The sequence below is a fragment of the Geobacillus thermocatenulatus genome (assembly GCF_002217655.1).
GTDB classification, from domain to species: domain Bacteria; phylum Bacillota; class Bacilli; order Bacillales; family Anoxybacillaceae; genus Geobacillus; species Geobacillus thermocatenulatus.
Window position 1 is genome coordinate 1,549,687 of record NZ_NEWK01000002.1, and the last position, 23,438, is coordinate 1,573,124.

Sequence of the window (23,438 nt, forward strand, 5' to 3'; positions counted from 1 at the left end):
CTCGCCATCGGCGCGCGTTTTTTGTAAAATAGAGGGGAAAAGGAGGTGAAACGAATGGAAGCGTTGCTGCGGGAAATTTTGCATGAAGTGAAAGCGACGCGCACGGCGGTCGAGTCGCTCGAGCAGCGGGTTGGCGCCTTGGAGGGACAAGTGGCCAATCTCAATGAAAGAACGGGTGCCCTTGAAGTGCTGGCGGCCAACCTTAATGAACGAACGGGCGCTCTCGAAGCGCAAATGGCCCAGCTCAATGAGCGGACGAGCGCCCTTGAGCAACAATTCACTCAGCTGAACGAGCGGACAAGCAACCTCGAACACCAAGTCGCCCAACTGAGCGAACGCATGGGCACCGTCGAACACCAAGTCGCCCAACTGAACGAACGCATGGGCACCGTCGAACACCAAGTCGCCCAACTGAACGAACAGACGAACACGCTTGCACGGCGAATCGACCTGCTTGATGAGCGCACGAACGAAACGAAGGCGATCGTTGAAGCGCTCCGCCATGGGCAAGAAGTGCTGACCGCCAAATACGAGGCGATGGCGCACGACCTTCATCATATGAAAGGCGACCTCACCCGTATCACATCCATCCTTGAAGACAAAGTGCTGCCTGCCCTCGCCGAACATGAAGCGGGACTCTCTGTTTTAAACGCCCGCGTCTTCAAAACGGAAAGCGCCCTTCATCGCCTTGTTTATGCGTAACACGTTCCCCACAGAGAAATGTTCAACACCTATTCCCTTTTCACTAGGCAGCCGTGAGCTGCCTTTTTTGTTCGAGTGTTTATCGATTAGCCTTCACCTTGACCATTTGCCAAGGCGCCGGCCTTCTCGCGGCAAGTGGTAGCATCACCCCGCACTCTCGATGAACGGCGCGGGTCATGCCTGGCTGGCGCATCGATGGATGAACACGAGGCTTATGCAAACATCTCGAATTCGGAGCATCTAGGAGGATTCGCAAGCATTCCCGAGCATTTTTCAGGATCAAGGAGGAGAGAACGCTCATCGCCGCGAGAGCAAGCGAGAAGCAAACATATCGGCCGATACCAAATTTGCCAGCCGCACCCAAATTACGGTATCCTTTGTTTGTGACGCTTTTTCACCTCCCTCCGCGTCCTTTTGCTGCTTTTTTTATCCCCGTTCATTTGTATGATATCAGCTGAAAAAGAAGGAGGAATTGTGTTGCGAAAATGGATGATGACTTTGCTCGCTGTCGGGCTTGTATTTGGACTAGCGGCCTGCAGCGGAACGAGTGATGCGAAAGGAAAAATTGTTATCAGTGGGAAGAAGTTTACCGAGCAAGTTATTTTGACGCATTTACTGGCGGAGTATGTGAAGGCCAACACCGATTTGGACGTGGAAGTGAAGGACAGTCTAGGCGGCGCGTTTATGCTCCAGCAGGCCATTGAAAATGGCGATGTCGACATGTATGTCGAGTACACGGGGACAGGGTATTTAAACATTTTAAAACAGCCGTACGATCCTAAAAAGACGCCCGAACAAATTTACAACGAAACAAAGAAATTATATAAGGAAAAATACAACATCGCTTGGCTCAAACCACTCGGGTTTAACAACACCTACGCCTTGGCCATGCGCAGAGACTTGGCGGAAAAGCTCGGGGTAAAAACGTACTCCGATTTGGCGAAACATTCGTCTTCCCTCACCTTTGGGTCAGACGCCGAGTTTTTTGAGCGAAGCGACGGCTATGACGGGCTTGTTGATACGTACGGGTTTCAGTTCAAGAAAAAAGTGACGATCGACCCAGACTTGCAATACGAAGCAGCGAAAAATGGAGAGATTGACGTCATCACCGCCTACACGACCGATGCCCGGATAAAAAAATATGATTTGGTCGTATTGAAAGATGACAAACAGTACTTCCCGCCGTACCACGCCGTGCCGATCATCCGCCAGGAAGTGTTGGATGCCAACCCGGATCTCGAAGAAAAACTGAACAAGTTGGCCAACATTTTGACCGATGAAAAAATGATGGAACTAAACGGCGAAGTGAACTTGGAAGGAAAACGGCCGCGTGAAGTGGCGATTGACTTCTTAAAAGCGGAAGGACTGATCGACTAGAAAGCGAGGAATTTGGATGATTCGATTTGAAAACGTCACGAAACAGTATGAGGACGGCTTTGTCGCCTTAAAAAATATCAATCTTGAAATTCGCAAAGGCGAGCTTGTCGCCCTCATCGGGCCGAGCGGCTGCGGGAAAACGACGACAATGCGGATGATCAACCGCTTGATCGAGCCGACATCAGGCAAAGTGTACATCGATGGGCAAGACATTTCCCAGCTTGACCCGGTTGAGCTGCGGCGCAACATCGGCTACGTCATCCAGCAAATCGGGCTGTTTCCGCATATGACGATCGCAGAAAACATCGCACTTGTGCCGAAACTAAAAAAGTGGGAAAAACACGCCTATGAAAAACGGGTTGACGAATTGCTTGAGCTCGTCGGATTGGATCCAGCGACGTTCAAGCATCGCTATCCGTCGGAGCTCAGCGGCGGGCAACAGCAGCGCGTCGGCGTCGTTCGCGCGTTGGCCGCAGAACCGGATATCATTTTGATGGATGAGCCGTTCAGCGCTCTTGACCCGATCAGCCGCGAACAGCTGCAAGATGACATCGTCCGCTTGCAAGAGGAGATTCACAAAACGATCGTCTTTGTCACCCATGATATGGATGAAGCCATTAAAATCGCCGATCGGATTGCGCTCATGAAAGACGGGGAAATCGTCCAGTTTGCGACGCCGGACCAAATGCTTCGGCGGCCGGCGAACTCCTTTGTCCGCGAGTTTATTGGTGAAGACCGGTTGCGGATCCGCCATACGGCCGTGCCGACGGCGGAGGATTTAATGTCGGCTGACGTCGCGACGATCTCGCCGCGGCGCGGCTTGGCCGAAGCGTTCCGATTGATGAAAGCGAAAAAGGTCGACAGTTTGGTCGTCGTCGATAAAAAGCAGGTCTTTCTCGGCATCGTCACCTTAAAACAAATCGAACAGCGCTACCAAGAAGAACATTTATTAGTCGCCGACATCGCCGACTACGATGTGACGACGTTGTCGAAAGAAGCGGACGTCACCAACGTCGCCGCCCTGTTCCAAGACCCGGATGTGCGCATCATTCCGGTGTTGGACGGCGACCGGCTCGTCGGCGGGATCACGCGCTCGAGCATGATGCGCGCACTCGCGGAGTGGACGTTCCAGCAACATGCCTAATGCCAACGAAGACGGGCGAATGGGGGCTTGAAAAAACGATGCCGCCCCGTTTCTTGTCATCTAGCCAGAAACGTTGCCGCGGCCGTCGCCCCGCCTGAATCACACGTCTCATTTTGAAAAGACAAGGCCGCTCCAAGCGGGCTTGCCGATGGGATTCGTTCCGCTAGTGAACCAAAACCTTTTCAAGTTTTCGGTCTCAGCCCATGACCAAGCGGCAGCCACCCGCTGCCGCTTTTCCGCCAAGGAGGGATACGATGGAATTATTGCAGACGTTTATCGAACGAAAGAATGATATTTGGATCGCCTTTCAAGAACATGTGCTCTTATCCGCCATCGCTATGAGCATTGCGATCGTCATAGCCGTGCCGCTCGGTGTGGTGTTGACGCGGTATCGCAAACTCGCCGAGCCGATTATCGGCATTGCCGCCATCATCCAAACGATTCCGAGCTTGGCGTTGCTTGGGTTTATGCTGCCGATTTTCGGCATCGGCAAACTGCCGGCGATTATCGCCTTGACGCTTTATGCCCTATTGCCGATTTTGCGTAACACGTACACGGGCATTCTCGGCGTTGACCCGACGCTCGTTGACGCCGGACGAGGGATGGGGATGACATCGCGGCAAATTTTATGGATGGTCGAGCTTCCCCTCTCGCTTCCCGTCATTATGGCCGGCGTGCGCACCGCGACGGTGCTGACGATCGGCGTCGCCGCCTTAGCGACGTTTATCGGCGCCGGCGGGCTTGGCGACTTGATCGACCGCGGTCTGCGCATCGCCGACAAAAACTTAATTTTAGCCGGCGCCATCCCAGCCGCCATGTTGGCGATTGTGTTTGACTGGCTGCTGCGCAAAGTGGAAAAGAAAGTGACGCCCAAGGGGCTGTAATCAGCCCTTTGGCGCCACCCCAACAAGAATTTGAACACCACTCTCCCCTGCTTACTCGCCCCGGAGCGGGCGAGAATATTTATATAGATATAACCCCTGACGTTCGTATTAATCAAAATGAATGCTTGTCAATGATTATTTGAGTAAGGATACAAAACGGAGGAAGTTCAGTCCAGTTTTTGCTGCCATAAATAAGATTTGAAAATCATTGTGGGTTGGGTGATTCCCACCCCACAAATGATATGTTTTGTTCATTAGTCAACCGCCTCCCACTCCCTATGTACGAACTACAACATCCCCCTTGACCATTCTGTTTCCTCACCACATGTGACATCAGCTTAACCGCTCAAATCCATCGATATTTCCAATCATTTTCATTCACTGATCAATGAAGAACGCTGATCACGGCAACAGCAAACGATAAACCAAGGTACGAAGCCCAATCTGTAAAAAACATCATCCATGTGCTCATTTTCTTATAAAAACATTACATTGAGCCATTAATATGAAACACAGCACGGATATCGCCATCGCTCCTTTCGCTAATGCCAGCTAAAAGCAACATCACCACCCAATTTTCTATATATAGGAGGAGAATGAACATGGGAGAGTATATGTTAGAGACCCATCATGTAAGCAAAGCGTTTGGGAAACAACTCGTCGTAGATGATGTATCCATTAAAGTCAAGAAACAGACGGTTTATGGATTGCTCGGACCAAATGGAGCCGGAAAGTCAACCCTTTTAAAAATGCTGACAGGGCTTTTGCGTCCTACGAAAGGGGAAATCATGATCAACGGCCATCCTTGGAGCAGAAAAGACTTAAAAGATATCGGTGTGCTGATCGAATCCCCTGCTCTTTACGGCAATCTAACGGCTCATGAAAACTTGCTTGTTCACGCTAAATTGCTTCATTTGCCTGAGTCGCGGATCCAAGAAGTTTTGAACATCGTCGGCTTAGAAAATACAGGGAAAAAGAAAGCATCTCAATTTTCCCTCGGAATGAAACAGCGATTAGGAATTGCCAAAGCGCTTTTAAACCATCCAAAGCTGCTCATTCTCGACGAACCAACAAACGGCTTGGACCCATTAGGCATACAGGACTTGCGAAAACTCATTCAATCGTTTACCGAAAACGGGATCACCGTCATTCTATCGAGCCATATTTTGTCCGAAGTTAAGCAATTAGCCGATTATATTGGCATTATCCAAAACGGAAAACTCAGGTACGAAGGGAAAATAGACGAAAGCCAAGATCTCGAAAAACTCTTTGTCGATGTAGTGAACGAGTAATGAAGGAGGATGGAAATCATGCTCAATATGTTCGAGTCAGAACGTTTAAAATATAAGCGGACGTTTGCGAAAAAACTTGTATTCATCGCTCCGCTTTTCTTTGTCCTGTACGCCATCATCACCATGCCAACTATAAATTCCACACACAATTATTTTGAATATGCCGTATTTAATTGGTGGCCATTGATTTTTGTTCCGATTGGAACAGCCTTGATCGCTTCCTTGTCAACGGTAAGGGAGAAAAAGTCAGGAAACGATAAAGTGTTGCGTTGTCACGACATTAGCATCGTGCGTCTATGGTGGAGCAAAATCACCGTCATCGCCTATTACATGTTGCTCTCAACAATAGAGCTGATCATCTTACTTGTTTTATTGAAATGGCTTTTTCCCAACAGCCTCTCATCAGCTACGGTCGCCGTATTCGCCAGCTTGGTCATTTGGTTGACCTCTTTAGCCTATATCCCGATCGGATTATTTGTGGCCGAGCGGTTCGGGATGGTAGTCTCGATCATTGTCAGTGTCATTGGCCTCGCCTTAGGGGTAGTCATGGCCGCACAACCGTATTGGCTGTTCATCCCATGGAGCTGGGGAATGAGGATGATGTGCCCGATCGTCGGGGTTCATCCGAACGGTGTTCCTTTGGAAAAAGGGAGTCCGCTATTGGATCCTTCTGTCATTCCAATAGGCCTGGCGATCGCCCTTGTCATGTTTCTATTGTTATCTTTTTTAACCGCCGTTTGGTTTGCGCGAAAGGAAGTGTATTGACATGTCGTTTCTTCGCCTTCTGTCATCCGAATGGATAAAAACAAAACGCACAGCGATTCGGATGATGGTCATCATCACGCCAATCATTTATTCTCTCTTTATGGTATGGTATTTTTCGCACTACCGTACCTCTACGTTTTGGCAGATGAAAATCTATCAAGGATTTTTTGAAGTAATGGCCGTTTCCTTACCGATCATTATCTCCCTACTGACTGGGCTGATGTCCTATCAAGAAGAAAAAGCAGGAAGTTTCATGAACATCTTGACCGGTCCTGTATCCAAAGTTCAATGGTATGTTGGCAAACTCACGCTGCTCATCTTTATTGCATGCGCGGACATCTTGCTAGCGACGATTCTCATGCTCTTTGGAATGAAATACGTACTCAAAGTGGCGCACATTCATTATCAGTTATTTTTGCAAGGAGCCATGCTCTCCATCGTGGGCTCACTCATCCTTTTTTCTTTGCATCTGTTCATCAGCTTTGCCTTTGGAATGGGAGCCTCGATCGCAGTAGGAAGCGGCGGATTTCTCATTTCTGCCCTGATTGGCGCAACTTCCTTAGGTGATCACGTATGGAGCTATATTCCTTGGGCTTGGGCTGTTCGTCTCTCACAATTTCCGATTCTTATGATGCCCGAAGTAAAGCAAACCTTGGGGGCGCAGTTATTAAGTTCCTTTTCGCTATCATTATGGGAAGGAATAGCCTATGCCCTTCTAAGCTTCATCATCGTCACCATCATCGGTTCGATCTGGTTTCATCGTTGGGAAGGAAATCAACCACATGAATGAAAGTTCACTGCTCCCTCTCAATGGGATGGTAAAAAAGGAGGTTTCAGAGTAACGATGAAAAACTCTATCTTACTCCTCATGTTGATTGGAATCCTCTTTATAGCAGGTTGTTCACTTGTCAGTAACTTAAAAAAGACAGCCACACAAAATATGGAGATCGATCGGAAATTACCAAAATACGAGTTGAACAAAGAAAATTTGCAAGAAATTCACTATCAAGGCCGAACGTACATGATTCAAGCAGCAAAAGTCGATCGGAATCAATTGAACAAACCGATCGGGAAAGTAGCGGAGACGATTACCATCAATGAGCATCATCAAATCTTGAGTAAAAAAGAGCTGCGAAAGATCGAAGTCATTCCCGATCAAACGGATGAAAAACGAACTCACTTGAACTTTGGCTGGGTATACAGCATCAAAGGCGTAAACCCAGATGAAGAAGTAGCTGTTACGGTGAACCACCAATTTTTGATTGCTAAAAGAAAATAAAGGCTTAGAGACTGTCAGCTAGGGAAAGAGAAATTCCTCCCTAGCTGCATTCTCCACTCTCGATAACGGCGGAAAGCCCATAAGATTGGATGATTAATCAGATAGCTCCTTAATATAAAATTCAACCGTCGCTCCACCTTTTTCATTGTTGTAGGCCCAAATTTCACCGCCATGATGATTCACAATTCTTTTAGCAATATACAGTCCTAATCCAACATGATTTTTATACTGCTTATCCTGGTAAAAAGGCTGGAACAACAAAGACGTATCGTTTTCTTTAAACCCCGTTCCTGTATCTGAACAGCGAAAATAGATTTTACACTCATTCCCCTCTTTTTCATCATAGACTTCCAACTTAATTTCTCCGCTTTTTGTAAACCTCAGGCTGTTGTATAAAATATTGTCCAACACTCTCATTAACATCGCTTCATCAAGTATGTAACGTGATTTTTGCAAATTCACATCAAAGCAAATGTTTATCGATTTTTGATGGTAAACCATTGTTGAGATCTCTAGTTTTTTCTCCTCAAGGATTTGCCTTACATCCACTTCTTTTCCATTCAATGAGAAGTGGTCATTCTCCACTTTATAGAGCAACGACAAATTATCTGTCAACATGGTCATCTTCCCACAGTTTTTGCGAATAATCTCTAAATGGGGAGTGACATCAAAGTGGTCCAACTTTCTCAAATCTTGAATCAAATCAATTTGTCCTTGGATGACCGTTAACGGGGTTCTGATATCATGTGCGATCGATGATACCATCATTTTTCGTTCGTCATCGGTCTTTGCTAAACGTTCCACCATTTCTTTCAGTGCACTGATCATGGTATTAAAGGAATCCTGGATCTTGATAAACTCTTTTCTTTTCAACCCCGAGACTTGAAAATCAAAATTCCCGCTTGCAATGTGATCAGAAGCCTGGAGCAACAATTTGACATTATGAAACAATGATTTGTACAGCCTAGATGTAAAGAAAATCAAATAGACAATAAAAAAGATCAACGGAGAAATAAACATCACAGCATAAATCAACACGGCTTCGAAGCGATTTTGATTGTTAATGATGAACCCAAAAGGCGCTTTCAACACATATACCGCCTGAATGGCGTTATCATGCTTCAGGGGAATGAACCGATACACATAGCTTCCTTTTACAATCTCACGGTTGATCGATTGACTAATATCCACTTGATCGTCTATAATTTCTCGATCACCATACAGATGCTTACCGCTGATGTCTACAACTTCTCCCTGTATCTTTTCACTGTAACGATGAATGGGAATTAATCTCCCCTTGAAAATCGCCTCTTCGTTTTCTTTCACCTTTTTTTCAATCAAATCCAAATCCTTCACGAAATAATTGGTCGGTTTCACCACATCGTTCGTGGTTAATGTCATAATCAAATAGATTACGCATAAATAGGTAACGGCCGAAGAGATCACTGTTGCCAACACTACCTTCACAACCAACAAGTAAAAATCTCGTTTGATTGTTTTATCGTTTTTCATTGCTCACATCCCATTTATAGCCGAGCCCATATAATGTTTGAATATAAGAGGTTTCTGGATCGACGTCCTTGATTTTTTTTCGAATATTTTTGATGCTTTCTGTAACCGTGTCTAACTGGCTGTCGGAGTCAATCCCCCATACTCGTTCAAAGATTCTTTCTTTGGAGAAAACGACCTTTTTATTGAGCATCAACAACTTCACAATCTCATATTCTTTTTTTGTTAACGGTAATTTCTTTCCTTTACAAAAGACTTCATTAGCCAAAAGATCAATCGTAATATTTTTAGAACTCAAAAGATATCTCTCGTTTGAACGAATCCGTTCTTCCCTTCTTAAATGAGAATCAATTCTCGCCTTTAACTCCTTTAAGCTGAACGGCTTGGTGATGTAGTCATCCCCACCGATCGCCAGAGCTTGAACCTTATCTTCCTCCAGCGTTTTAGCACTAACAAATACAATAGGGTAATCAACCCGATCACGAATGATTGTACACAGCTCCATTCCGTCAATTCCTTCCATCATGATATCCAACACAATCAAATCAAAATCGTCGTTTATCATCTTCAACGCTTCTACACCGCTGTGGACCGTTTCTACCTGATAATGATGAAGCTCCAAATATTGTTTAATGGTGCAGCAAATATCTTCATCATCATCAACGACCAAAATTTTCTTGTTATTCATCTTTTGATCCCCCATACAGTTGAATCGCATTTTAACCTATTCCATCCCCATATCATGGGGTAATCTCATAACACCGTTGCGTTGTTCATAGGTGCAATGTGAAGCTTTACTCTTTGTTGCTTTTTACTAAAAAATGCGCACGTCTTGAGTGACGCCCGGGTGAAAGACACCTCTTGTCTATGAACCTTTTCCAACATATTTGATCGATGACCGGTTGATCGAACAACACCCTTTTTAGGGAGTTGTTCGACCGATCGGTACGCCAAGGTATGATGGAGCCCCCTCTGCGGCTTGCCTCTAACCATCGATCAGTCGGCTTTTCCATTGTATATAAACAACATTTAAACTTCAGATAATAAAAATGCACAATCCCAAGGCGTTTTTTTCGAGTTTTGTATAGCTAATATCGTCAATAAAATTCCCGCTGTTCCATCGATTAGTCCCACATAATCATAATATTTCGTGCTTCCTTCGCTCTCCTCAATATTTTTAAAGCCAAAAGGGAATTCCTCATTATAAAATTTTATTATATCATCGACTAATTTGCAGGCGGCTTCCTTAAAATCGCTGATATTCGTTTCTTCATAAAATCTGTTGCATATATACGCAACTCCCGATAAACCATGACAGAAGGAAGGAGAAAAAATGTTGTAAAGCCGTTTGCTTGCCAGTTTCATTCCGCTGACAGCACAATCAATGTATGATTGATTATTTAGAGTTTTACCTGCTATAAGTAACGAATAAGCAACACCAGGCGTGCCATAACACCAGGCATCCCTTGTATCTTTGTTTAGGACAGAGCCATTTTTGTATTCCTCTAGAGAAACATGAGTCCCCCAATAAGAGCCATTTTCATCTTTAATTTGAAACTTCATAAGAAAATCAGCTATTCTTTGAATGCATTCATCTTGCCCATCTACGTAAATATTCAGTTTTTTAGCATTGCACAAGACAATGAGTAAAGCAGGTATACCGTGAGACAACCCAATGTTAAAGAAACCCGATGGCCATTTTCTCCTTTCAGTGTCTGAAAAAGCATTCTTTGGGGGAATATACCAGCCAGGAACGTTGATATCCTCCATTTGTTTATCTTGAGATAAATCTATAATGTATTTTAAGATTAACGTAATACTTTTTTTCATCTCTTGCGGAAATAATAGGCAGTAGCTCGCTATACCCGCTACTCCCGAAATAGCATCGTAATCGTCCATATTCGGATACGGTTTCTGTTTCAAATACTCGATCATTTCTCCGATTCTTTCTTCGATGGCTTGATTAATCGTTGAGATAAAGTTTTGATACCTTTTTCCTCCCTTGGATAAACATACTGCAGCAAGGCCGATCCCTGCCAATCCGGTAAACATGGATAAAGAAGGGAAGCCGTGTTGATTCATTTGTTCACCGATTTTTTTGATGTATTGATGCCCTAATAAATCCCAACCTTCATCCGGATATTGTTCGCCCAATTCGCCGTACAGCGCACATAAGGCTGGTAACCCATGGCTTAAACTTAACTCATTAAACGGATTTATCGTCTTGTTTCCAATTTTAATATAATTACTTGGGTGATTGACGATTCGCTTCATATTCTCATAATCCGACAATTTTTTCGCAAGATTACAAACCAGCGCTTTCATTGAGATGCTCATACTCCTCCTCGTTTTTCAAAGCTTCCAATTCATACATTCTTCTGTATAACTCATTCGTAGCTAACAATTCCCAATGCGTACCTATACCGACAATTTCACCATCATTCATTACTACGATTTTATCGGCAAGCTTAGCTGTTGATAGACGATGTGAGATAAAGATACCAATTTTATCTTTTGTCATATTGATAAACATATCAATGACTTCTTTCTCGGAAATGGGATCCAGTGCCGAGCTAGGTTCATCCAATATATATACGGATGCATCCCGAAATAACGCCCTAGCAATCGCTACTTTTTGCCACTGTCCTCCCGAAAGCTGAACACCGTCGACAAACCATAAACCAAGCTGAGTATCTAAATCCTCGATAAAATTTACTCTCGCCCTCTCCATGGCTTGTTTTAATTCTCCGTCACGATCAATGCGCGTAATATCGCCAAACCCCACGTTTTCCCTTAATTTCAATTCATACTTCACAAAATCTTGGAACAACACGGCAATGTTTTTTCTCAATTGTTCCGTATCCAAATCATTGATGGACACACCATTATAAAAAATGCTATCCTCATCGTGTTCATACAATTTCAATAAAAGTTTTATAAGGGTGCTTTTTCCTGATCCATTTGCACCGACGATGGCTATTCTTTCCCCTTTGTTGATGTCGAGGTTAATATTTTTCAATACTACTTTTGGTTTCGTTGGATAACGAAACGTTAAATTTCTTATCTTAATATTTTCGATTTTGTCTATCCCTGATACGAATCGATCTCCTTTGTCCAATACTTCTTCGTCTAACCCCAAAAATTCAAACAGTTGGTTGATATATAAATTGTTTTTATACAGGGAATGGATGATATTCAATATTTTCTTAGAGTTGCTAGAAATTAAGTTCAAGGCCTGAATAAGCCCTACGACGTGACCTATAAGGATTTCACCTGCCAACGCCGAAATGATGATGATAACAAGTACGGTATTGATACATATTTGTTCAACGAGCTCAAAAATAAATGTAAAAACCGTTCTTCTTTTAAAAAGATGGATATCCTGCTCGACGAACGTTTTGTTGATTTCTTTAAATTTGTTCAAAATATAGCCTGCCAAGTTATATATTTTGACTTCTTTGAACGTGTTGTCTCTTGTCATTAGGTAAGACAAATACCATGATTTCCTTTTTTCCGGTGCACGCAACCAACTAACATTAAACTCTCTTTGGCCAATCTTGAAAAAATAAAAAGAAAAAACGAGTGGTATGAAGATTAATATAATCAACACCCACGGTTTCCAATGGATCAGAATCATCATCGATGAAAAAAAGGTTACAATCGCCGATATTGCACCTAATATGGATAAAAACACTTCAAATGGTTTATACGGCGTTTCATTCTGTACTCTTTGCAACATATCATAAACTTCGGCATCCTCAAAATGCTGTAAAGACAATCTTGTACACTTGTCCATGATTTGCAAATTAAGTTTGTAGTTGATGAGAGTTTGAAACTTATTTTGGTAATATTCCATGAAACTGCTGATGATCTCGCTGAGTAAAACAGCAGAAATATAAAAGATCAATGCCGATATAATAATATGAATATTTTGGGACCCGATTGCATTCAACAAGTTTTGCGAACCGAGCAATGTAACAATCGGTGCGCCTCCCATTAATAAGCTTAAGAAAATAATGATAAAAAAACTTTGTTTGTCGACGTTCTTTATAAGAACAAGCGTCTTGGGAACTATCCTTATTGATTTCACAATATCTTTGATAGTAACGTGATCATCATACTCTTTTATATTCATAACATTTTCAATCCCCGCATGCTAAAATGAGATCTTCTTCCCGTCATAAAAGTTTTTTCACCTGAATACACAAAAGAGAGCTTGTCGAGCTTTTGTTGAAAAAAGTCCAAGTCGTGGGTCCATTATATATCGTCTCCCCAATGCTTGGACAAATGGATAACATCTTTAATTTTTTAACACTAATCCATGAGCTTTAATATACTTTAATGCATATAACGTATGGGCAACTAATGTACGGATTTTCTTTTCAAATTCTCGATCAATGCCGAATAGCCTGTTACAGTGTAAATGAATCACACTGTCTAAAATAGATAATTCAGAAGAAGCTTCGAGACCGTCCTGGATCTTGCTTGCATACTCTTTTATGCTTCTGTTTCTTTGGTTCAAAACGTTTAATAATAACATCCCCTCATCAGTGTCTCTTAACCCTTGCCAATCATTATCCGTATTACAAACTTTCATGTAAACAGATCGATTCTTTTGAAAATCTTCACGATAGTCTTGTTTGTTGACTTGCTGTTGCAAGAAATCCAATTGACTTTCATAATTTAGGCCGAACTGTTCCATATAATGAATGATGGAAACCATTCCGATCACTTCATCGCTAAATTGAATATGTTTCAAACGTTTTAACTTTAATATGTCCTCTACTACTATGCTATCGAAGAAAAATAAGTTTTCTGCAAGATCGATCAATTCTGTTCCACCATAACGCTCAATTTCTCTTTCATAGCAGTCGATGGAAAAACGACTCACCACTCTTTTGTCGATTAACGTTCGCAGCCATTGTTTCATATCCGGATAAATCTGCAGAAGTTTCTCTTCACTGGCATTCAGCCTTAATCTTATATGTTGCTCCGGGTCGGCATACCGTATAAAGAAATACTTTTCAATTTCTCCTTTAGCCAATTTTTCGCGACAATATTCTGAAAGATAAAAGGCGATGAAATCATCCGCTCTAGAATGGACCCCGTACAATTTTAAATAAAGCCAATTTTCAAAAGGCAACTTGACTCTTATATCTGAAAAACTTGGGATATGATTTGATTTTTTCGCTTTGGCATACCATTGACGATTTTCTTGTTTTACTTTCACTAGCGGAATGACCAATTCACAAACATACTCTTTTTCGGCATCATCTTTAACTAAATGAAGATCAGCCTCTTCATAAGAACTTAGAATAATGTTTCCGTATCTATTGTTAAATTCGTGATGAAGAATTCTTAAACAATTTTCATCCTCTGTATTCAACAAAATCCGATTATCTGCAAAAGTCAAATAAACATATTTCGGCACATCGTAATCAGAACAAAATTTTTTAAAGCGTTTTTCAAATTCCGTAAAACTAATTTTGTCGTTTGTTTTAATAATCTTATTGATCACCCATTTTCGCGGTGCTATGACGAAATTTTTGTATTCAATTGCCGGTATGTAAGCATAGTCTTGAAAGATTGTATCCCAAGGGAAATTACACCAAATTTTTTTGCCATCTAAGCTTATATCATACAAAAAACGAATCGCATTCGGGGCATTTTGGGTATTCAACATATTATTCATAGTAATAATCAACTTTTTATTTAGTGTTTTGCTTTTGGCATAAAACATATCGTTCTCTATGCCGATCAAAATATCATTTAAGCTCAATCGATGATATTCATCTTTGCTGTTGTTAGTAAACAACGCAAGTTCGTATTCGCTGTTATGAATATTTCTTGTCACATTGGCATGTCTCGTTTCATTTGGCAAATAAACAAGCTCACAAGTTACATACTCGCCACTATCATTATTCAAGTTCAACATTTCTTTATTTAACGTTTCGAAGAGTTTCTCTTCCCCTTCCATCATATAAGAAAACCTTCCAAAACTTTTCCCCGCATGGGTCGATCCTAAATTAGGACCAATATAGTATTTGAAATGATTGTGCTCAAGATCTTGTTCCGAGTCACATTTTATAATGACGTTAATGTCTAATGAATCCGGGATGCTTTGGTAATCATAATCATCTAGACCCAATTCTTTTATCTCGTCTTCTGTTATTGTTATACTTTTTTTGTCTTTAACCGCCTCGATATATTTATGAAGAAAATATTCTCTTAACTGCTCATCAATCAATTGATGGGGTACACCTACAGCGAGTCTTGCGTTTTTCGGGTTTGTATAATCCATAGGTGCTCCTATACCAAGATCATTATCAAGCATTTCTAGTAAAGGAACTTCTCTGTCCACCCCATATTTTTCGATAAATTCTTGCTTGTACCTCGAAAGTGGAGAATCTGTTTGTTGATAGGTCATCGAAAAAGGTAGAAGTATGTGCATTAGTTCATTTACATCTTTTATCACTTGCTTGTTCAGTTTCTTTTCTTGTAAGTTTAACTTCATATCAACTTGTAACACATTTTTGGTATCGGCTAACTTTTTCATTTTTTTATGTAACTCTTTATATATTTGCTCCCCTTCTCCTAACGGAGTCATGGTATATGTGCGAATCTTTTGTTGAATATCAATTAATTCGTTACTCCACTCTTCTATATGGCTTTCTTTCAATCGCTTTATCAGATAATCAAGCTGATCCATTACTGTTAATGGTGGGCGGAGATTGGAAATTAAAAATTCGTTTTCTATTAGTTGCTTGAGAAAACGTTCAATTTTTTCCTCACTCGTATTTGGAAATTGTTTTATTAATTCTTTTTTTAATGTTTGGTAATGGATCAAGTGACGAGCTAATTCACACGTGATTTTAAAAGGAAGGGTGACTCTGACGCTGATTTCATTGACTCGCTTGTCATCGTCTTTTCGTGTCGAATGTAGTAAATATGCCCGTTCTCCTTTTAAAAATATACTGTCATTCACCGTGAACCATAATTGCTCATATTGTTCTTGTTCCAATTTCTTTACAATCTTCATCAGCCATTCTAAATCTGGCCTAGCAAATTTCTTATATTTATTCGTTCCATATCTTATTGATGTATTTTCATCCGTGTATTCACCAAAGTCTACTCCTGCAAAAAGACCAAATGGCGTTGGTCTCGTGCTAATTCTTATCAAATACTTATAAATGGCTTTGATAAAATAATCGTATTTTTTTATTTCCTTGCCGTTGCAAAAATCAATCATTTTATTATATAAACTTTTACTCGCTACTAAGATACTCTCTCTAAATACAGGGTTATGACAAATTTCCAACAGACGCTCTTTCATTTCTCCCTCAGTCAATTTTTGATCAAAAAATCTTAAATAGTTGTCTACTGATAAAACCGGTGTTCGAATCATAAACGTATCGATGTTTTTAAAGATAAGATCTTTCATAAATCAAGCCTCCAACTCAATGATTCTCAATCTTCCGTAAATTGCGTGACTCTTTTTACAAGATCTGCACCCAATTACAGTGCTGAATTTGTCCTGAACCACGTTGCAAAGTAGGTATGGAGGGACCTGTATTCATGATTTGAGTGATTTCTTCCGAATGTTAACTGTCCTACAGCCGGATAAAATGTTTCTCGATTTTTTGACATTGACTGAATTCGTATTCTTTAGTTGATGATGTTGCGCTCACCTCAACACTTATTAGGTTGCTAGTAGTAATTATGATATTTATTACAATTTCTTCATTTATATAGTGGGTTCTTAAGCACAAGCTTCACTTGATATTCTAGAGAGCCGGTGTTTTAACTGAAAATACCGCTTTCCAGCGATATTTTTTAAATTGAGAAACATGCAAAAACGGCTTGGGCGATATCGTTTCGATCTTTGTGAAACACATTGGCAATGACAGTATCTTTCAGCCATTTCCACAAGCGTTCGATCGGGTTCCGTTGCGGTGAATACGGAGGAAAGTAAATGAAGTGAAAACACTATCCTTCTTCCCGCAAAAATTCTCTCACCATTTTGGTGTGATGAATTCGAGCGTTATCCAGCACCAAGACGACGAGTCGGTCCGAGTAACGCTCTTTGAGAACTCGCAGGAAATCTAAAAACGTTGTGGCATTGGCTGCCCCTGCTTGATGAAGAACCGTTTCGCCATCGTGGACGTTGACCGCGCCAAACAGCGATATGTGAGCATGATGGCCGAACGTAGGCACTTGCTTTTGACGGCCAACCTCTGACAATGTCGTACGCAACACATGATACGACCGGATATGCGTTTCATTCGATGTACAACAGGATGAAATCCGAATCCATTAAGTTTTTTTATCAGGTCCATTTGTTTCTCGAAGTTTTTTTGCCGGTCCGGATCTCCTTTCGCCAACGTGTAGGTCGTCCGGGTCCAAGAAAGCCCTTTTCGATGCAAGAGCTTTCGTAATGCTTCGCGGGAAATGGATATGCTGTAATGGTGGTACACATAGAAGGCCGGTGAATTAATGAAAAAGGCAACTCATCCCAACTCTTTTTCAATTAGAGAAACTTTGTCAGATCTGTTCTCCTTGCTGATCAAATACCGCTGGTTTGAGCAAAAAACTTGTTTTTCACCAGCCTTATAGGATTGAAGGATGTTCGTATTCCACGCCGAAGCGATGTCCCAGCCCAGCTCCACAGGTGTCGTGGTCAACACGAGGTGTGTTTGATCTCTTCCTGCTGTTCTTCGGTGAGAAACGGCTACCAGGGGCAAAATCCCGATGAAGCAGGAGTTCAAGGCCGCCTTCGTTAAAAAGCGACACATAATGGGAAACGGTTGGGCGGCACACATTGACCATGGAAGCAACCTCTCTGCCCAAATAGCCTTCCATGACAAGGCGGACTGCCATCACACGTTGGCGGAGATGAGCGTTTTTGATCTTCCGTTCCTGCTTGCGGAGTTTCCGAGGCGTCCATCCGTGATCATGGGTGATTTTCAGCCGTTTCATGTCTGATTCCGCTCCTTTTCCATGCTTTTCCTTAGGAGCAGTATAACCGGAGTGGGCACCACTTATGCGAAGGTTAACTTTTCAATGAGCATGTATATAGCATTTTCAGCTTGTGGTGTATTTCAACTTCCTGCACATGCACAGCGCACTCAAGGGCTGGGTTCCGGCGTCATCCTAAAACTCGCCGATCTTCCGCATATGATGGTCCGACGGACAAATCCCCGTCCCTTTGACGCAAGAGTTTCTCCAACAAGAAGCGGCTTAGCTTTTTTGTCCTCCCAAGCTCGCTGAGCTAAAGACCTGCCAAATTCGGCGAAGCGAATAATGGACAAGGGCTTCTTCCCGCCCTTGCCCTTATACTGACTCCTTTTCTCCCTTGACGAGTGTCGATCAAGGGTGAATCCAAGCGTTAAATCCCCTTTATTTTCTTTGGAAAGTTGTCTTGTGATCAATTCTCTTGGAATTTTCCAACTCTTCCATGGTTCAATATGGATGTTGAGAATTATAAGTTATTAGCATCGAATGCAAGAGTTACAAGATACACAAGAATTTTGCGTTAAGCACATTAAGATGCCTGTGATGCAACCCGGGGTACAAAAGAGATTTACTTGTAATATTAGGTTGTACAATGTTGTCCTGTTTTTTGACAACAATGTCCAAATCGAAATCATCCAACTTCGCCATTCTTCATTCCCTCCTTTCCATATGTTGATATTTATCATTAACTACTTGATGAAAGATGTATAAAGACATCATAGATTCCATCTTTTTTCACCAAGCAGTTAATGTAAAGCTAAAAAGCTCCTTTTTCACATTTAGAATAGATCGAAATTCTAAGATTTTTCTAATGTATTGGTATATATTTTTTATAATTTTCTTTAATTTATTGTGATTATAATATGGGATTGCCTCCATAGCCATCAAGTTAAGAAAACAGAGTCAGTCAAGACTTTGTGGAGAACATTTTTTCGGTTCACTACGGGCGTTGTCAATCACTAGTTAGCGAACCATTTTCAGGAATTAATATCGTAAGCGCTTTCGGACTCTCATCCCTTATCTTGAGGCGATGATACGATATTCCATTTTTTTACACCCAACCACCATCCCGGAGCGCCGACAACGCTTGATGGATCGGCGTCCCGGATGACTGCTGAAGATACGGGATGTTTTGTCGCATCACATCCGCCCACAACCGTCCTGCCTTCCGTTTGGCCTGTTCGATCCGCTTGGACTTTGTTGAGGCCGAGACGGCCGACTGGGGCTCTTGCTCCTCCCACCGTCCCTTTCTCCACCCGATCCCGTCGATTCGGGCCGCCATCGCCCTCAGAAACGCCCGAAGCCCTTGGTCTTTCCAGCTGCGGCGGGATTTCACCCGATGCGCAAACCGGCTCATCACGCTCTCGGCGTGGCCCATCGGACGCATGCCGGTCGTCTCCACCCATCGCTCAACACGGAAAAAAATCAAGGCGTTATACAAAAAAGAGCGCTTTAGACATTATCGAGAGTTTGGTCATCATGCCGGTGTCGTAAGAAATTCCCGCCTCATACCATGAAAAAAACCTTCTATCGGGAAGGTGTATTTGGCATGCCTATCTTTATATATTCTCACGGTCACAGCCTCCAAAGATGAAGAGTGAAGCCTTGGAGCTACTCGCTCCAAGGCTTCACTTGATGGCTATGGGGATTGCCTCAAAGAGTTGTTGACCCAAGCAAAACACACAACATCTTGGCATTTCCATGGCGGCTCTCCTGTTCAAGAGTAGGATGGGGGAGTGGCGCAACGAAGAAGAGCTGCTGCACTGAAGCTCCCAGCATCCTCCTCAGATGCAGGAAGCTATTGGTTCACTTTTGATTGTCCCATGAACACGGAAGCGGCACCTTCGCACAGTTGGTTGTTCAAGATGGCCACCCCCTCGCGAATTTCGACATTACACACATGACAGTCATTCTGCCGTAATATGGGTCATACCCGTAATCACCCCTTCATTCATCGAATATACTTCATGGCATAATGACTGAATGTCCACCTTGTTGTGAGACGTCAACAAAATGGTGCAGCCTCTTTTGTTTTCCTCCCGAATAATTTGGTACACTTGGTCCACCGATTTTTCATCCAAAGCATTCATCGGTTCATCGAGCAACATCAGCTGCGGTTTCTCCATGATGCATTGTGCGATGGCCAGTCTTTGTCTCATTCCAAGAGAGTACGCTTTCACCGGCCTTTTATCATGCGGATTCAACCCCACTCGCTCGATCGCCTCTTTTACCTCACGTTCGCCGATTTTGTTCTGAATCATGGCTAAAAAATGCAAATTATCGAATCCTGAGTATTGTTCAAGGAAACCTGGTTTTTCCAACAAAACAGAAATATCGCTCGGAAATGATACATCTTGGTGCAACGTCTGGCCAAATACCGCCACCGTGCCGCTGGACGGCTTCACAAGTCCGCTGATGACTCGGAATAACATCGTTTTTCCCGACCCGTTCGGCCCGACAAATCCATAAATCTTTCCTCTTTCCAACTCTAAGTTGATATTGCGCAAAACTTCCCTTGCTTTTATCGTTTTGGAAACATTGGATAAGACGATCGCCTTCATAATTGAAAACCTCCTACATATAATCCGCGTTCTTCACTCTCTTGATCGTCCAATACCCGAACGCAACGATCGACAAGAGCTCCACCATCAACGCCGACCAGAACATCGAGCTGCTCCGCACGAGATCCGCCATGCTGTAGTACAAAGGAATAAAAGGCGTTGGCATCTTGACACCCACAAAAAACAAAGCGAGAATGACAACATTCGCCAAGTGATGGGTTGCATACACGTTCAACAACATCCACACGCTGGCGTGCCAATACAAATTCACGGCGATGCCCACGAACATGAGCACGAGCGAACGGTCAAACGAAAACGCCATATGCGACACAAAGAGACCGAAGCCGCCAGCGATCAAAAACACCGACAAGACATACACCAATGTAAATAGAACACCTGCCAGCAGCCTAGCCATCGTGTACGACGTCGTATCCCTCAACAAAATGAACAGTTTATGTTCAAAATATTTATCCCGCTTTTTCCAAACGATTTGGAGCAACACCACATAGCCGAAGCAAATCATCAGCCAATACATCCAATTCGAGATCGTCACCGCTCCGAATAAGCGGGAGAACAACTCCGATAGGCATTGGGAAGAAAACGCCTCTGACCAGCTGGACATCAAAGTGCCCAACAGTGGGAACAGGAGGCAGGTGATGACAATTCTTTTGACATCCATTTTGATCAGGGTAAACTCCAAATGCATCGGTTTCATAAAAGATCATCCTGAACATAGTAGTTTTTTTGGCTTGACGAAAGGCAAATGGTATAGACCAGCACCAGCATCATCGCAATGAGAACTAAGATTGTCCAAACGGGAGCCGTCTGTTCACTTATGTAAAACAAATAAGGGAGCATGTGCACAGTGAACATATCCAATACAGCCAGTATGATGACGGCAGCGAAGGCGAAAAAGCGGTTCCCCCCAAAATCAATGAATGCGACAAACAACAATCCGTATATCGCGGTGACGAAAAAGTACATGACAAGAAAATAGAGAAACGAGCTTTTATCCCCACTATGCGGCACGTACAAAAAAGCCGCATGGGCGTTTGGCATATTAGGATAGATGACGTATTTCACAAACATTGTACATAATCCGCCTACTGCGGCAACCCAAAGAGACACGCCCCCCGCCAGAACGACGACCAGCAACGCTTTATGAAGACCGATTTGCCTCCGCGTGCGGTATCTTCTTAGCACCACCCACGCATTGGTTTGAAGCGCGGAACCTAAAAGAAACAAAAAAGCAGGGAGATGAAAAAATTCATACCGATAAAGCAAGATAAAATCTTTGAGGCTGTGCCACTTCCCCACCACCACCATTCCTAGCGGCAAGATGCCCGCCACCATCAACAAAGCCATGACGCCCAAAATCATTTTGATGACGGTTCGATGCAACAGCAAATCTTGCCAAACAAAAAAAACGTTCTGTCTAGAGAACATCTTCACTTTTCTTCACTCCATATGAAAATACCGCTACCGCAATCAACAATTGGAGGACAAACACGATGACGATTTTCCAATAGGACAATCCTTCCACTGGTTGTGAAGGGATTAAGAAATTAAACGGATCCCAAGCCAATTGGTTGGTGATAGTCAGCGCCGCCCAACAAACCATATAAATGATTTGTGGCATCAAAGTAATCAAATACCGATTTTTCAACAACAAGGAAAATCCTAACCCAAGGCAGACGTAGCCGCTGGCAAACAATCCGCCAATGATATAATACGCGAGAACATACCAATAAGGGGAGATCTCCAATAAAGGAGAAAAAAGGCTTTTCTTTTCCCCTTCAAACGAATTGTCCGGCAACGGCAACGTGCCATTGACCAATTGCCGATATGCCTGGGAAAAGCTCGAATAATCCCAATGGTTGGTCAAAAGGTTGACGAGCACGACGCCAAAAAGAAGAGGAAGGAGAAACAAGAAAAACGCGCTGATATAAGAAAACAAAAATTTCCCCCAGTAATAAGCGCTTCTTCCCATCCGTGTCAATTGATAATGAACATTTCCGCTCTTTCGCTCACGATCAATCGAATCCACCAATGGAATCGACAACAATAATGGAAAAAGGAAGTAATATAGAGATGAAAATACGTTAAAGCGGAAGCCTCCTAGACCAACCCATTCAAGGTGAGGCGATGCCAAGGCGAAAACATTTGGATTGTCGTGGTAAATTCGTTCAAGCAACTGCACATTTTCACGATAATCTTTCACCCCCAACACGACGGCGCCGATGACAAGCAGCAACAGGCAGGCTGCGCTGATGTAAAAGTTCCTATTTTTCAAAAGTTTGATCAATTCTATATACATACTATCATCTCCTAATTCTTCTGTTAAGGACGGTCTTCTTTGTGATATTGAAGAAGACCGCCCCGACCAAGAAAACCTCTTTCTTGTCCAAGTTGACTGAACATACCTATAAATCGATCAATTGTCGGGATAAAATTTGCCTGCGATGTCAACTGTAACGTAAGTGAAGGATGCATTTTCCGCCATTAATGAAACTTTTTTGCCAACAGCACTTTGGTCGACAGTGAAATAACGCGTGTCATTATCGGTTACATTCAGCGCGGTTGGCGACACTTTCGTGGAACCTTGCTGAATCCACATGTTTGCTTTATAATCGGCGCCCACAACCGAATTTTCCACTTTACTTTTACTGTTTGTCGCTTTATTGGCGCTTGCTAATTCCGTATCGCCTTGAAAACGAGGGAGAACCCCAGCATACGTAACATAAGATGCGGCGCTGACTCCCCCTACCACAATGAATGAGATAAAAGCAAGCAAAGTAGTAACCATTTTAAGTTTTTCCTTCATGATTCGATCCCCTCTCCCCTAATAAATTTTGAAAACGCAGGATCGTCCTCCTTTTCTCCCTTGACGAGTGTCGATCAAGGGTGGATCCA

At 42.8% G+C, this 23,438-nt stretch carries 21 protein-coding genes and 2 pseudogenes; 8 read left to right on the forward strand and 15 right to left on the reverse strand.

All coding sequences use genetic code 11. The features are described 5' to 3' along the window. The first annotated feature begins 54 nt into the window (after positions 1 to 54). The 8 genes from B9L19_RS16800 (at position 55) to B9L19_RS16835 (ending at position 7,443) form a co-directional block, all read left to right on the forward strand. On the forward strand, positions 55 to 702 hold the full coding sequence (locus B9L19_RS16800; RefSeq protein WP_014194801.1) for a hypothetical protein: 648 nt from the start codon (positions 55 to 57) through the stop codon (positions 700 to 702). Positions 703 to 1,176: 474 nt separating this feature from the next. Beyond that, a complete protein-coding gene (locus B9L19_RS16805; protein ID WP_014194799.1) occupies positions 1,177 to 2,079 on the forward strand; it encodes a glycine betaine ABC transporter substrate-binding protein in 903 nt (300 codons plus the stop codon). A gap of 16 nt (positions 2,080 to 2,095) precedes the next feature. Beyond that, positions 2,096 to 3,223: a betaine/proline/choline family ABC transporter ATP-binding protein gene (locus tag B9L19_RS16810; RefSeq protein WP_011229819.1), complete on the forward strand. Its 1,128-nt coding sequence runs from the start codon at positions 2,096 to 2,098 to the stop codon at positions 3,221 to 3,223. A gap of 254 nt (positions 3,224 to 3,477) precedes the next feature. Next, positions 3,478 to 4,107, forward strand: coding sequence for an ABC transporter permease (locus B9L19_RS16815; protein WP_011229818.1), 630 nt, complete (start codon positions 3,478 to 3,480; stop codon positions 4,105 to 4,107). A gap of 602 nt (positions 4,108 to 4,709) precedes the next feature. Next, positions 4,710 to 5,399, forward strand: a complete 690-nt coding sequence (locus B9L19_RS16820) for a lantibiotic protection ABC transporter ATP-binding protein (protein WP_008881431.1) — start codon at positions 4,710 to 4,712, stop codon at positions 5,397 to 5,399. Positions 5,400 to 5,417: 18 nt separating this feature from the next. After that, positions 5,418 to 6,164 carry a lantibiotic immunity ABC transporter MutE/EpiE family permease subunit gene (locus B9L19_RS16825; RefSeq protein ID WP_008881432.1) on the forward strand — a complete coding sequence of 249 codons (747 nt, stop codon included), beginning with the start codon at positions 5,418 to 5,420 and terminating at the stop codon, positions 6,162 to 6,164. A gap of 1 nt (position 6,165) precedes the next feature. Then, positions 6,166 to 6,954: a lantibiotic immunity ABC transporter MutG family permease subunit gene (locus tag B9L19_RS16830; protein WP_004888811.1), complete on the forward strand. Its 789-nt coding sequence runs from the start codon at positions 6,166 to 6,168 to the stop codon at positions 6,952 to 6,954. A gap of 54 nt (positions 6,955 to 7,008) precedes the next feature. Continuing rightward, a complete protein-coding gene (locus tag B9L19_RS16835) occupies positions 7,009 to 7,443 on the forward strand; it encodes a NisI/SpaI family lantibiotic immunity lipoprotein (RefSeq protein WP_025039376.1) in 435 nt (144 codons plus the stop codon). Between the two features lie 93 nt (positions 7,444 to 7,536). On the opposite strand, the gene B9L19_RS16840 is transcribed toward B9L19_RS16835, so the two are convergent. From B9L19_RS16840 to B9L19_RS16920, 15 genes and pseudogenes are all read right to left on the reverse strand, one after another. Further along, entirely contained in the window at positions 7,537 to 8,955 is a 1,419-nt protein-coding gene (locus B9L19_RS16840; protein WP_011229815.1) for a HAMP domain-containing sensor histidine kinase, read from the reverse strand. After that, positions 8,942 to 9,640 (reverse strand): response regulator transcription factor, encoded by a 699-nt coding sequence (locus B9L19_RS16845; protein ID WP_004888808.1) that lies wholly within the window; start codon positions 9,638 to 9,640, stop codon positions 8,942 to 8,944. The genes B9L19_RS16840 and B9L19_RS16845 overlap by 14 nt, the downstream gene beginning before the upstream one ends. A gap of 341 nt (positions 9,641 to 9,981) precedes the next feature. Further along, positions 9,982 to 11,277, reverse strand: a complete 1,296-nt coding sequence (locus B9L19_RS16855; protein ID WP_014194793.1) for a lanthionine synthetase C family protein — start codon at positions 11,275 to 11,277, stop codon at positions 9,982 to 9,984. Further along, on the reverse strand, positions 11,258 to 13,087 hold the full coding sequence (locus tag B9L19_RS16860; RefSeq protein WP_025038888.1) for an ABC transporter ATP-binding protein: 1,830 nt from the start codon (positions 13,085 to 13,087) through the stop codon (positions 11,258 to 11,260). Before B9L19_RS16860 ends, B9L19_RS16855 begins: the two co-directional genes overlap by 20 nt. A 165-nt stretch (positions 13,088 to 13,252) precedes the next feature. Further along, the gene (locus B9L19_RS16865; protein WP_014194788.1) at positions 13,253 to 16,393 is read right to left on the reverse strand and encodes a lantibiotic dehydratase; all 3,141 of its coding nucleotides are present in this window, start codon (positions 16,391 to 16,393) and stop codon (positions 13,253 to 13,255) included. A gap of 392 nt (positions 16,394 to 16,785) precedes the next feature. Next, positions 16,786 to 17,172, reverse strand: a pseudogene (locus B9L19_RS19480) (IS630 family transposase); the annotation flags it as partial. Beyond that, entirely contained in the window at positions 17,055 to 17,426 is a 372-nt protein-coding gene (locus B9L19_RS19485) for a winged helix-turn-helix domain-containing protein (RefSeq protein WP_223812567.1), read from the reverse strand. The gene B9L19_RS19485 and the pseudogene B9L19_RS19480, both read right to left, overlap by 118 nt. A 133-nt stretch (positions 17,427 to 17,559) precedes the next feature. Next, positions 17,560 to 17,928, reverse strand: coding sequence for a helix-turn-helix domain-containing protein (locus B9L19_RS16885; protein ID WP_011229806.1), 369 nt, complete (start codon positions 17,926 to 17,928; stop codon positions 17,560 to 17,562). A gap of 531 nt (positions 17,929 to 18,459) precedes the next feature. Then, complete coding sequence (locus B9L19_RS16890; protein ID WP_011229803.1) at positions 18,460 to 18,612, reverse strand: gallidermin/nisin family lantibiotic; 153 nt, start codon at positions 18,610 to 18,612, stop codon at positions 18,460 to 18,462. A 403-nt stretch (positions 18,613 to 19,015) separates the two neighbouring features. Next, a pseudogene (locus tag B9L19_RS16895) lies at positions 19,016 to 19,375 on the reverse strand (UPF0236 family transposase-like protein); the annotation flags it as partial. 496 nt (positions 19,376 to 19,871) lie between these two features. Next, entirely contained in the window at positions 19,872 to 20,525 is a 654-nt protein-coding gene (gene ccmA, locus B9L19_RS16900; protein WP_011229800.1) for a heme ABC exporter ATP-binding protein CcmA, read from the reverse strand. Between the two features lie 13 nt (positions 20,526 to 20,538). Then, complete coding sequence (locus B9L19_RS16905) at positions 20,539 to 21,240, reverse strand: hypothetical protein (RefSeq protein ID WP_011229799.1); 702 nt, start codon at positions 21,238 to 21,240, stop codon at positions 20,539 to 20,541. After that, entirely contained in the window at positions 21,237 to 21,977 is a 741-nt protein-coding gene (locus tag B9L19_RS16910; RefSeq protein ID WP_014194784.1) for a hypothetical protein, read from the reverse strand. Before B9L19_RS16910 ends, B9L19_RS16905 begins: the two co-directional genes overlap by 4 nt. Beyond that, the gene (locus B9L19_RS16915) at positions 21,961 to 22,842 is read right to left on the reverse strand and encodes an NADH dehydrogenase (RefSeq protein ID WP_011229797.1); all 882 of its coding nucleotides are present in this window, start codon (positions 22,840 to 22,842) and stop codon (positions 21,961 to 21,963) included. Before B9L19_RS16915 ends, B9L19_RS16910 begins: the two co-directional genes overlap by 17 nt. 117 nt (positions 22,843 to 22,959) lie before the next feature. After that, on the reverse strand, positions 22,960 to 23,349 hold the full coding sequence (locus B9L19_RS16920; RefSeq protein WP_011229796.1) for a hypothetical protein: 390 nt from the start codon (positions 23,347 to 23,349) through the stop codon (positions 22,960 to 22,962). Positions 23,350 to 23,438: the final 89 nt, after the last annotated feature.

Coding starts and splice junctions, on each gene's coding strand:
- B9L19_RS16800 (WP_014194801.1), top strand. CDS start 55: ATGGAAGCGTTGCTGCGGGAAATTTTGCATGAAGTGAAAGCGACGCGC.
- B9L19_RS16810 (WP_011229819.1), top strand. CDS start 2,096: ATGATTCGATTTGAAAACGTCACGAAACAGTATGAGGACGGCTTTGTC.
- B9L19_RS16815 (WP_011229818.1), top strand. CDS start 3,478: ATGGAATTATTGCAGACGTTTATCGAACGAAAGAATGATATTTGGATC.
- B9L19_RS16820 (WP_008881431.1), top strand. CDS start 4,710: ATGGGAGAGTATATGTTAGAGACCCATCATGTAAGCAAAGCGTTTGGG.
- B9L19_RS16825 (WP_008881432.1), top strand. CDS start 5,418: ATGCTCAATATGTTCGAGTCAGAACGTTTAAAATATAAGCGGACGTTT.
- B9L19_RS16830 (WP_004888811.1), top strand. CDS start 6,166: ATGTCGTTTCTTCGCCTTCTGTCATCCGAATGGATAAAAACAAAACGC.
- B9L19_RS16835 (WP_025039376.1), top strand. CDS start 7,009: ATGAAAAACTCTATCTTACTCCTCATGTTGATTGGAATCCTCTTTATA.
- B9L19_RS16840 (WP_011229815.1), bottom strand. CDS start 8,955: ATGAAAAACGATAAAACAATCAAACGAGATTTTTACTTGTTGGTTGTG.
- B9L19_RS16845 (WP_004888808.1), bottom strand. CDS start 9,640: ATGAATAACAAGAAAATTTTGGTCGTTGATGATGATGAAGATATTTGC.
- B9L19_RS16855 (WP_014194793.1), bottom strand. CDS start 11,277: ATGAAAGCGCTGGTTTGTAATCTTGCGAAAAAATTGTCGGATTATGAG.
- B9L19_RS16860 (WP_025038888.1), bottom strand. CDS start 13,087: ATGAATATAAAAGAGTATGATGATCACGTTACTATCAAAGATATTGTG.
- B9L19_RS16865 (WP_014194788.1), bottom strand. CDS start 16,393: ATGAAAGATCTTATCTTTAAAAACATCGATACGTTTATGATTCGAACA.
- B9L19_RS16885 (WP_011229806.1), bottom strand. CDS start 17,928: ATGAAACGGCTGAAAATCACCCATGATCACGGATGGACGCCTCGGAAA.
- B9L19_RS16890 (WP_011229803.1), bottom strand. CDS start 18,612: ATGGCGAAGTTGGATGATTTCGATTTGGACATTGTTGTCAAAAAACAG.
- ccmA (WP_011229800.1), bottom strand. CDS start 20,525: ATGAAGGCGATCGTCTTATCCAATGTTTCCAAAACGATAAAAGCAAGG.
- B9L19_RS16905 (WP_011229799.1), bottom strand. CDS start 21,240: ATGAAACCGATGCATTTGGAGTTTACCCTGATCAAAATGGATGTCAAA.
- B9L19_RS16915 (WP_011229797.1), bottom strand. CDS start 22,842: ATGTATATAGAATTGATCAAACTTTTGAAAAATAGGAACTTTTACATC.
- B9L19_RS16920 (WP_011229796.1), bottom strand. CDS start 23,349: ATGAAGGAAAAACTTAAAATGGTTACTACTTTGCTTGCTTTTATCTCA.